The sequence below is a fragment of the Vibrio sp. 10N.247.311.14 genome (assembly GCF_041467715.1).
Classification (GTDB): Bacteria; Pseudomonadota; Gammaproteobacteria; order Enterobacterales; family Vibrionaceae; genus Vibrio; species Vibrio crassostreae_C.
The window spans coordinates 1-8,540 of record NZ_JBFSVE010000047.1; the positions used below are offsets into that span (position 1 = coordinate 1).

8 protein-coding genes are annotated in these 8,540 nt (G+C 43.4%); 3 read left to right on the forward strand and 5 right to left on the reverse strand.

Annotated elements, in window-relative coordinates; genetic code table 11:
• Positions 1 to 96: 96 nt before the first annotated feature.
• Positions 97 to 906 (reverse strand): Cof-type HAD-IIB family hydrolase, encoded by an 810-nt coding sequence (locus AB6F11_RS16285; protein WP_048615105.1) that lies wholly within the window; start codon positions 904 to 906, stop codon positions 97 to 99.
• A 184-nt stretch (positions 907 to 1,090) separates the two neighbouring features.
• On the opposite strand from AB6F11_RS16285, the gene queE reads away from it, so the two are divergent.
• The gene (queE, locus tag AB6F11_RS16290; protein WP_346762947.1) at positions 1,091 to 1,759 is read left to right on the forward strand and encodes a 7-carboxy-7-deazaguanine synthase QueE; all 669 of its coding nucleotides are present in this window, start codon (positions 1,091 to 1,093) and stop codon (positions 1,757 to 1,759) included.
• A gap of 58 nt (positions 1,760 to 1,817) precedes the next feature.
• The gene (gene queC / locus AB6F11_RS16295) at positions 1,818 to 2,513 is read left to right on the forward strand and encodes a 7-cyano-7-deazaguanine synthase QueC (protein ID WP_017063822.1); all 696 of its coding nucleotides are present in this window, start codon (positions 1,818 to 1,820) and stop codon (positions 2,511 to 2,513) included.
• On the opposite strand, the gene AB6F11_RS16300 is transcribed toward queC, so the two are convergent.
• The 4 genes from AB6F11_RS16300 to AB6F11_RS16315 all read right to left on the reverse strand — a co-directional run bounded on the left by AB6F11_RS16300 (position 2,473) and on the right by AB6F11_RS16315 (position 7,032).
• Positions 2,473 to 4,500 (reverse strand): diguanylate cyclase, encoded by a 2,028-nt coding sequence (locus AB6F11_RS16300; RefSeq protein ID WP_102394664.1) that lies wholly within the window; start codon positions 4,498 to 4,500, stop codon positions 2,473 to 2,475. The genes queC and AB6F11_RS16300 overlap by 41 nt on opposite strands.
• Before the next feature lie 162 nt (positions 4,501 to 4,662).
• Entirely contained in the window at positions 4,663 to 5,013 is a 351-nt protein-coding gene (locus AB6F11_RS16305) for a DUF2750 domain-containing protein (RefSeq protein ID WP_017062305.1), read from the reverse strand.
• 136 nt (positions 5,014 to 5,149) lie between these two features.
• The gene (locus tag AB6F11_RS16310; protein ID WP_102394663.1) at positions 5,150 to 5,767 is read right to left on the reverse strand and encodes an OmpA family protein; all 618 of its coding nucleotides are present in this window, start codon (positions 5,765 to 5,767) and stop codon (positions 5,150 to 5,152) included.
• Positions 5,767 to 7,032: a TolC family outer membrane protein gene (locus tag AB6F11_RS16315; protein ID WP_102394665.1), complete on the reverse strand. Its 1,266-nt coding sequence runs from the start codon at positions 7,030 to 7,032 to the stop codon at positions 5,767 to 5,769. Before AB6F11_RS16315 ends, AB6F11_RS16310 begins: the two co-directional genes overlap by 1 nt.
• Positions 7,033 to 7,474: 442 nt before the next feature.
• Between AB6F11_RS16315 and AB6F11_RS16320 the strand changes: the two genes are divergently transcribed.
• On the forward strand, positions 7,475 to 8,540 hold a 1,066-nt coding region (locus AB6F11_RS16320), incomplete at its 3' end, for an Ig-like domain-containing protein (RefSeq protein WP_372130629.1).

An 8,540-nucleotide genomic window follows, 5' to 3' on the forward strand; every position in this document is an offset into this window, starting at 1 on the left:
TTGTACGGTGGTGTGAGAGGACGGAGGCCGTGAGGCCTCCTCCTACTCGATTCTGAAACAAGCAAAAAGTAATTCTTATTAGAACCTGTTGAGCGTTTATGAGTTGAAGATAAACTTCTCAATCGCGACCGCTACACCATGGTCGTCGTTGCTAGCTGTGATGTGATCCGCCAGTTTCTTGGTTTCTTCCATTGCGTTTTCCATTGCAATGCCAAGGCCTGCGTATTCAAGCATATGGTGATCGTTTTCAGCATCACCCATGCAGATGACTTCTTCCGCTTTAATGCCTAAGTGTTTCGCTATCGCTTCAATACCGACACCCTTGTTTGATTTCGGGTTTAGGAACTCTAAGAAGAATGGTGCACTTTGTACGATAGTAAACTGAGTCTTAAGCTCTTGTGGCAACTTACCGATGATTTCAGTCAGCTTGCTTGGTTCAGCGACAATCATAGTTTTGATGATTTCGTGGTCATCTTCTAGTTGAGAAAAGTCGAACTCGGTTATATCTAAGCCATTAATACGCGCTTCAATACCAGTGTACTCATTGTTCTCAGGTGTGATTAAGCCGTGGATCTTGCTGAAAGCATGGACATAACCACCAAGCTGTTCAGCGAGGGCAGCAATCTCTTTTGCGGCTTTACCGTTGCTGATCTCACTGTGAATGATCTCTTTTGTTGATACGTTCTGAACCATAGAGCCGTTATAGAAGAGTACAAAGTCATCCTCGCCGTCAATCGAAAGCTCATCTAATTTGCTTTGCATGCCTTCTAAAGGGCGACCAGAAGCGAGAACCACTTTCACACCTGCAGCTCGTGCTTTGGCGATTGCGTCTTTGTTCTCTTGAGAAATCACTTTTTCACTGTTGAGTAGTGTGCCATCCATATCAAGAGCAATCAGTTTGTACATGTTGTTCCTTACTAAAAAATTAAAAGCTAACGAAATCTATGGGCGAAAGGATAAGGGAACTTGAAAGTTCAGGCTAGGGCTTTGATCAACTCATTTATCAGTACTCATTTGTTTGACCAAAAGGGGGAAGTGCTTTAAGGTCTGCGGTTGATTAATTTCATCAAATGATTGAGCTGAGGGAAAGTTGTACAAGATTAATGAAATGTTTGAAACCATTCAGGGTGAGGGCGTGTTTACTGGCGTTCCCGCTGTTTTTGTTCGTCTGCAAATTTGCCCAGTGGGCTGTTCTTGGTGTGATACCAAGCAGACCTGGGAAGCGTTGCCAGAAGAGGAAACCAGCCTTGGCGATATTATGGTTAAGACAGAAGATTCACCTACTTGGTCAGCAATCGATGCTCAAGGAATCGTGAATGAATATATCAAGCAAGGTTACACTGCTAAGCACATTGTGATTACTGGTGGTGAGCCATGCATTTATGATCTTGTTCCTCTTACTGAAGCGTTTGAGCAGCACGGTTGTCGCTGTCAGATTGAGACTAGCGGAACATCAGAAGTTAAAGCCACACCGGACACTTGGGTTACGGTGTCACCGAAAGTGGCGATGAAAGCGAAACTGGAAATCTTAGATAGCGCCTTGCAACGTGCTAACGAAATTAAGCATCCAGTAGGTACAAGCAAAGACATCGAACAACTTGACGGTTTATTGGAGCGAGCAGCAGTTCCTAACGACACTGTTATCGCTCTGCAACCAATCAGCCAAAAAGACCGCGCTACTCAGCTTTGTATTGATACCTGCATTGAGCGCAATTGGCGCTTATCAATACAAACTCACAAATATTTGAGCATCGCATAGGTTGTATTTTTACTGGGCAAGATAAGTCGCTAGTAGAAGGTTCTCGTAAGGATTTAAGATGAAAAAAGCAGTGGTAGTATTCAGTGGTGGTCAAGACTCAACAACGTGTCTTGTTCAAGCATTAAAAGAGTATGATGAAGTTCATGCGATTACGTTTGATTATGGTCAGCGCCATAGACTCGAGATTGAAGTTGCTGAGTCATTGTCGAAAGAGCTTGGTGTGAAAGCGCACAAAGTGATGGATGTGACTCTGTTGAATGAACTGGCTATCAGCTCTTTGACTCGTGACGATATTCCTGTGTCTCATGAGCTGCAAGAGAATGGGCTGCCGAATTCATTCGTTCCTGGTCGTAATATTCTATTTCTGACTCTAGCGGGTATTTACGCTTACCAAATCGGTGCTGAAACCGTGATTACAGGTGTGTGTGAAACAGACTTTTCTGGTTACCCTGATTGTCGTAATGACTTTGTGAAGGCGATGAACTCTGCACTTGTACAAGGTATGGACAAGCAGCTTGATATCAAAACACCGCTAATGTGGTTAAACAAGGCTGAGACATGGGCGCTAGCAGACCAGTACTCAGCACTTGAACTTGTTAGAAACAAAACACTGACTTGTTACAACGGCATTGTTGGTGATGGCTGTGGCGATTGTCCGGCATGTGAACTGCGTAAAGTTGGCCTTAACGATTACCTCGGTGATCGCGAAAGCATCATGGCTGAGTTGGTTCGCAAACAGGCTGAGAATAAATAATTTCAGGTAAATCAATCGGTTCGTTATATGCATCAATAATGCAGTTTCGGCCGTTGCTTTTGGCTTGATAGAGTGCTTGGTCGAGCACTGAATACAAGTCATCAAAGTCACTTAATGCGTTTGAGGTTGCTAGATAAGCAAAACTCGCGGTCACATTAAGTGACTTTTTGCTTTCTGATAAAAAGACAGTGCTTGAAATGGCGTAGTGCAACTCTTCAACGCGTTCTCGTACCTCTGCTGGTGGGGTATCGGTTAACATGATGACAAATTCTTCACCCCCTAAGCGACCAAACAATTCACCATTCACTAAGTGTTTTCTAATTTGATCACTAATATGGACCAGTGCCCGATCACCAGTAGGGTGCCCATGCTCATCATTAATCTTCTTAAACTTATCTAGATCGAGCAGCACGAGCACATGCTGTTTGTCCGTCCCTTTACAGCGTTTCACTCTTTTGATTCTTCGAATTATCTCAGTTCGGCTATATGCTTTCGTTAAGCCATCAATTGCTGCTTTTGCGCGAACCGTTTTGTTTATCAATACCGTGAAGCTTGCAGCGCAAAGCAACAGAATAACAACGATGTTGTACATCCATCTTTGATGTTCCATTTTTTCAATTTGAACGCGGTCGAGTTTCGTCTGATGTGTCAGGAAAGAGCTTTCTAGTTCTTGTTCATATTTGGCGTGCGTCAGGCCGAGCGCTTCGAGTGCGAGTCGATTGTCGATATCTCTAGCTTCCATTTGTATTGACGAGTATCGCTGGTAGAAATAGAAAGCTTGTTGGTAATCGCTGAGTGATTGATGAATATCAGAAAGCTGAAGAAGTGACTGCGCGATGTATTTGTGCCTTGTGACCTGTTCTGCTAATTCTAGCGCTTGTTGAGCATAGTTGAGCGCTTCAGTTGGCAGTTTCTGTTCTTCGAACATATCGCTGATCGCCAAGTAAGCATTGATGCGAATAACATCATTGCTCAGTTCGCTCGAAGCTGAAAGAGACTCGATTAGGTAGGTTCTCGCCACATCATAGTTTTTCGTTTGAGTGTACGCTTTTCCTAAGCCAAGATTTGTTAGTGCGATACCGTAGCTATGTGACGATGAGCTCAACAGTGTTCTTGCTGTCTGAAAGTGATGAATTGCTAGTTCACTTTGCTCTTGGTTAAGGTAGAGATCCGCAAGGCTGTGATGCACTTGTGCTTTCATTAAATCTGAAGCGTTTACTCTGAGAATGAGAGCTTGCTCTAGATACTCCGCCGATTTTTCATATTGCTTTAATTCTTTGAGCAAGTTACCCACATCGTTGTAAACCCCTGAAATATCATGCCCTTGTGGAAACACGTTTATTAGTGATAGGTAGGTGTCTAGTGCAGCTTGATAGTCACTGCGGAAATGATGATTGTTCGCGATGACTCGATAAGTCCCGAATTTTGGTAATACAGGGTCAGCGATGTCATGTAAATCTGACTGAAGGGCAGAGCAGTAATAGTTCGCTTGGTGGTATTTAGCTTGCTCGTTAAGCGATCGGCATAGCTGGTACTTTAGTAAGGCTTTACCAGTTAAATCACTGCGAGATTGCATTTTCGCCAAAAGTGTTAGAAAGCCTTGTTGTGCTTGTTCATATTGGCCTTTGCCGTCTTTCCTCAGAGCAGAAATAAACGCTGTTTCTATCGCTTGGTAGTCATTGTCGTTTGAAGCGATTCCGTAGAACGGCTGATCTCGGTGGCTCATGTATTGATACAGAAGAGACGCAAGGTAAAGCTTATCTCCGTAATCCGTTGACCCGATGTAGCGTGTTTGCAGCATGTTTAATGCGCGCTCAGGAGAGTGGTTTAAAGTAGAGAGATAAAGTGCGTTCCAATCAGCATTTGGAGTAGAGCTTAAATTGGAGGTATAGACTGGTGAATAGTGGTCACGATCTGACGTTGATACTTGGCTATAAGAACAAAAGCTAATGAGTAGTAGAAAGGTAACAAAAACGAAGTGATTCACAAGAGACGATCAATCAGATAAAGAACGATATTCTATTATTAGTTTGATGTTGCTTCAAATTTTGAAAGGTACAGCTACGAGGTTATGCGAGGTAGGTCTCTAATTTGTTGATACTAATCAGAGGTATATCGGTCGCACGATTCGCGCGACCGATATCGGAAATTAGATGTATAATTTCGCTAGGTCAGAAGGCTCAAGCTCTTTGCCTTCTAATGTTGCATTCCAGTTAGTACCAACAAGAACGCCGTCTTCAGCAAGAGTCAGTAACCAATCTTCTACAAAGATATCTAGTGGAATTTCTAATACTTCGAAGTCAGCCCACTCTTCAACGTTGTGAGTTTGAGCATCTTCTTTTGAAGACCAGAATGGCATCACTTCGCTGTTTTCGAATTCACTTGAGTCACATGCTAGCCAACCTTCTTCGTTGCGAAGGCCCCATACCAGTTTAGTTTCTTGTGTTTCAGAAACGAAAAGTTCTAGATTTGCTTGAGTATCAGCTGTTAGTTTGCTCATGGATTAATTCTCTATGTTGATAACGTGGCAAGATTAACATTATAGACGGCTTAGGTATATGCTATTCAAGGAATTATCACCATACTGAAACGTTAACTTAAGATAACGTTTCAGTATGGAAAAAGCAGAGTAACACCTACTTTTTGATTTTGGTGAAGATGTGCCATTCTTCTTTGATATTACCCTTAAACCCAACAACGGAAGCAACAACTTTTCGATGCAGTGCGTGATTGATTTGAGTGTCATCGCTGCTGAATTCAGAATCGCCATGACCGACGATGTTGACTCTAGATGGCTGAATACCGTTGCTGATAAGCGCACGCCTTACATGCGATGCACGTTCTTTCGAAAGCTTTAGGTTGTGTGCCGCATTACCTACTTTACTGGCATAACCTTGCAATTCAATGCTTGTGCTCTCGTAGCGCTTCAAAAACGCAGCCATTTGGCGTATCTGCCCTAGAAAGACAGGGTTTATTTCCGTGGAATTATTAGCGAAGAGTATATGCAGCTCTTTCTTTTCCGATGACTCGAAATATGATCCACAACCGTCGTTATCGATCTCAGCACCAATTTGCGTATCGGGACATAAATCTCTCGCGTTGATTACACCGTCATTATCATCATCTTGAAGATCGTAAATTTGAGTAACAGGCGGAAGAGATCGATATTCGAATTCGTCCTCGCTGTTTTCAGCTAAAGCATTGGCAGATACAACCATGAAGCAAAGCGATAATACTGTGTTGGTAAGCTTCATTAATATTCCACCTTTTCATTCCATTCTTCTGGGATCTCAACTCGTAAACCGATGAGTAGGTTACCAGTTGCGTTCATTACGCGATATTTTGCGTATTGCTCGTCATACTTAGCATCTAAATAGCCTTTACGAGCTTCGAATAATTCATTCTCGGTGTTAAGCAAGTCGAGAAGAGTACGTTTACCGATGCGGTATTGTTTCTCATATGAGATAACCGTGTCTGATGCCGAGTCTACGTGGTCAGATAGAAACTCTTTTTGCTGAACCGTTAAATCAAGTGCGCTCCATGAAAGACGCAGACTCTCCTCAACATTGCGATAAGTGCTTTCGCGAAGGTCTTTGGCTTTGTTGAGTTGGTAAGCTGCACTCTCTGCACGATCTTGATCCGAACCACCATTGTAAAGGTTGTATCTTAAACGAACCATCGCAGAAAACTCGTCACTGCTTCCAGGAGTGCCACCGGCATCATCACGCCAAGTTTGGGCAGCTTCAAAAGAAACAGTCGGGTAGTTGGTGCTTTTGGATTGTTTGTATTGGAATTTGGCTGAGTCAACATCGGCTTGCGCAATCTTGATGACTGGATGCTGGTTAAACGCTTTTGCCAACGCACCATCAACCGTATAAGGAATCGCGCCCGCATCTGCGCGAGGGAAAGTTAACCCTAACGGAGATTGACCAACAAGTCTTTTAAACTGTGTGTGTGTATCAAAAAGGTTGTTTTGAGCAGCTAGCAAATTCCCGTGCGCTTTCGCAATACGAGCTTCAACTTGTGACATATCTGCGGTTGAACCAATACCTGATTCCACGCGCTTACGAATGTCGTTATATATCTCTTTGTGCGTCGCTAGGTTGTTTTCAGACAGAGAAAGCACTTCGTAGGCTTTCACTGCATCAAGATAAACCTTTGTGACTTCTAAAGCGATATCTTGCGCGTTAGATAGTAGTTGATAGCGCACAGACTCTGCATCAGCGGCAGTACGGTCGATATCGTTGGATGTATTAGCACCATCCCATATTAACTGGGTCAAGGTGATCGTTGCTTCTTTTCTAGTCAGGTCGGTGGTGTCTTGATTGGTTACAAGATCAGTATGTTCATAACCAATCCCACCATCTAAGTCTATACTTGGTCGATAAGCACCACCAGAAGCGTCGTTAAGATAACGCTTACTGATATATTCGTTATAAGCACTTTTGATTTCAGGGTTGCTTTCCAACGTAGAAGCGACAGCTTGCTCTAAGGTTTGTGCTGTAGCTGGAAAGGTCAGTGCTAAAGCTAGCCCTATGGTCGTCGTTTGAATCCTGTTCAATTTGCATCTCTCCAAAATGAATCACACCTGAGTCTTAATTTTGCACGATAATATACAAAATTCAGATGAACCGCCAAAAAATTCACGATCGCTACAATTGGCGCTCGTAAATAGTTGTAAAGTTGTTAACCGATCGCTGTGCGTATTGTGATGTTTTGATGCACTTTGAACCCTATTAATATGTCAATTATTTTTCTTTAGCACAATAACTTATGTGGAATTTGAGAGCGCTTTCGATATTGATGTGTGTGACCGTTGTCATCATGGTGTATATGACCTTGTTAAAATATGCATTCATAACTATGAATTATATGGTGTTAGGTGTTATATTTTGTCTAATATTATAAATACAATGTCACTATTTTGACGTTTTGATTGAAAATGGGTTTTAGGGGTTTATATGGACATGACAGTATTGAATGTGAGCGGTGCATTAGCACTTGGCCAGCGCATTGTTATTTCGGTAGATGGTACAATTAAAGTCCTAGAAGACGGCCAGCCATTGCAATCGGGGGATGTCATTCTTGAATCCCTAAATGCCCCTAATACTCCGGAAGTATCAGCGAAGCGTTTTTCACCCGAAGCTGGGGAGGTCGAACTTGACCAAGATATCGCTGATATTTTTGCTGCATTAGAAGAAGGCCAAGACCCCGCTGAACTCGGTGAAGAGTTTGCGACAGCTGCCGGTCAAAATGGCTCGAGTTTAGGGACTAGCGGAACTATTGAGCGTGATGGCGAAGAAACAATCCCTGGTACTGAGTTCATCACTACGGGGTTTGAAGCGCTAGGCATGTCTCGTACTCAAAGCCTGAGCCTTCTCGATGCTTTTCGATCTTTTAACAACGAACCTACCTTTGTTGATAATAATAACTCTCCTGTCGGCGAAACTCTCTCATTTACAACCGATGAAGATACTCCAGTAAACGGAACCCTTTCAGCTTCAGACGAAGACGGTGACTCTCTGTCTTTCACCAAAGCCACTGATCCCTCAAACGGAACTGTTGTTGTCGATGAAAACGGTGACTGGACCTACACACCTAATGAAAACTACAACGGTGATGATAGCTTTACGGTTGTTGTCTCCGATGGCCAAGGTGGCACGGACACCATAACCGTCAATGTCGGCGTTACTCCAGTCAATGACTTACCTGTCGGTGAAGATGTCTCAGTCACCACGGATGAAGATGCTCCAGTAAGTGGCTCACTCACTGCAACAGACGCGGATAACGACCAATTAACGTTTAGCAAAGGCACAGAGCCATCGAATGGCTCGGTAGTCGTTGACGAAAATGGTAATTGGACATACACCCCAGACGAGAACTATAACGGCAGCGATAGCTTTACTGTAGTGGTTGATGACGGTCAGGGCGGTACAGATACAATCACGGTTGATGTTGGGGTTACGCCGGTTGAAGACGACTCAGAAATCACGCTAGAAACTGGCGACAGCGATACAGGCAGCGTGA

Bases quoted from the DNA above. Each gene is read 5' to 3' on its own strand.
- AB6F11_RS16285 (WP_048615105.1), bottom strand. From the start codon at position 906: ATGTACAAACTGATTGCTCTTGATATGGATGGCACACTACTCAACAGT.
- queC (WP_017063822.1), top strand. From the start codon at position 1,818: ATGAAAAAAGCAGTGGTAGTATTCAGTGGTGGTCAAGACTCAACAACG.
- AB6F11_RS16305 (WP_017062305.1), bottom strand. From the start codon at position 5,013: ATGAGCAAACTAACAGCTGATACTCAAGCAAATCTAGAACTTTTCGTT.
- AB6F11_RS16310 (WP_102394663.1), bottom strand. From the start codon at position 5,767: ATGAAGCTTACCAACACAGTATTATCGCTTTGCTTCATGGTTGTATCT.